The 1,479-nt window shown below is 36.2% G+C and carries 1 rRNA gene and 2 pseudogenes; 1 reads left to right on the top strand and 2 read right to left on the bottom strand.

The annotated features are described in order from the left end of the window. Positions 1-128 precede the first annotated feature (128 nt). A pseudogene (locus FTU45_RS15275) lies at positions 129-434 on the top strand (roadblock/LC7 domain-containing protein); the annotation flags it as partial. Between the two features lie 48 nt (positions 435-482). Here FTU45_RS15275 and FTU45_RS15675 read toward each other — a convergent pair. After that, positions 483-578 (bottom strand): annotated as a pseudogene (locus FTU45_RS15675) (IS5/IS1182 family transposase); the annotation flags it as partial. Between the two features lie 798 nt (positions 579-1,376). Beyond that, positions 1,377-1,479: ribosomal RNA gene (gene rrf, locus FTU45_RS15265) — 5S ribosomal RNA — on the bottom strand; the annotation flags it as partial.

Genomic DNA, 1,479 nt, shown 5'->3' with positions numbered 1-1,479 from the left:
CTCGGTTAATTAAGGCTCGGTTATAGGATGACCAATTGGTTGTACGGTAGATTTTAGAGGCAGGCTTATTCATTTTGAAATTATATTGCTGAATAAGCTTTTGATGCTAGGTTTGTGCAACAAAGCCCTCTTCAGATGGTTTTGAACTTGCGTCAGTGCATAAAAAGGATGTTGAAAATCATGGAAAACTTGCAGCTGTAAGTAGTTCAATTCTGGCTATGATTCATGCATTTATGAATGAAATTAATTTCACAGGATGCCAGAGCATAACACTAGATGCAGATAATGGTAAGGCTGTTATGGCATCTATTCAACATCCTAATTTTCCAATGCTTATAGTCATTCTTTCTTCCAAAGAAGTTTTACTGGGTCAGCTACTGTACGCAACCAAAAAAGCTAGCATTGATATTGCAGCATATAAAATTAAAATTTAGGTTTTAAATGCTATATCCTATTTATATTTACGAAACTATGATCTGTCATCAATTAAGCCAAATTATTGTTAAGGCAAGATAAATTGCTGACAAAAAGTTTTGAACTAATTTATCATAACGTATGGTAATAATACGATACTGCTTGAGCTTGGCAAAAAAAGTTCCCGATCAAATATCGTGCTTTATAAAGATATCGGTTTATAATCACCTTGACTCATAGCGTTATTTTTAGAGGGTATCACGCCTTAAGCATTAATTTTATGGATTGGAACAATTATTCGATCTTTAGACTTTTAGGGGTTACCTATGGGCTAAGTTTGACTGAATAATAAGTCCAGCAATATATCAGCAACATTTAAATCATGAACTTGCCCAGCAACAGTAAGATAAAATTTTATTGGATTGCCTAAGACATCATTATGAGCACGCATTTTGGTGCTTAAGTTATCTTTCCTCCGTCCGATCGCCTGATTTCTTCCCCAGCGCTGTGTTGATGAGCACAATGGTGGAGTCGAACATGGCTATTCATTGTCACTGTCATGTGACAGCACTTCAAAGACTCTCTGCCACACACCTGCTTTAGGCCAACGACTAAAACGAATATCCACGACGCTGAAATCACCAAATGTTATGAAAAGACTCACTCGCTAATGAATATCTGAACGATACCGAACTGCTCTCAGCAAATAATCAGTTATCTTTATCAATTACTCTAACAATTTCTATTCTAATATCTAAATCATGCCAGTAACACCTAAGAAAGTTGTCACAGGATTTATTAAATAAAGACCTAGCACTTAGTCCTATTCTAACTATCTTAATAGCTAAACTTGAACATATCTCAATCATTTTTTGAAAAGCTTGAGATTTAAATAATAACTTGATTATTTTAAATACACAAAAAAACACCCCCTGCTGATGCAGGGGGTGTTTCGAATAATGAGCTGGCGATGACTTACTCTCACATGGGTAACCCCACACTACCATCAGCGCAAAGAGGTTTCACTTCTGAGTTCGGGAAGGGATCAGGTGGTTCACTCTTGCT

The sequence above is a fragment of the Acinetobacter sp. YH12106 genome, from assembly GCF_013418995.1.
GTDB lineage: Bacteria > Pseudomonadota > Gammaproteobacteria > Pseudomonadales > Moraxellaceae > Acinetobacter > Acinetobacter pseudolwoffii.
The sequence above is the reverse complement of the archived record's forward strand: the minus strand, read 5'-3'. Positions and strand labels throughout refer to the sequence as shown.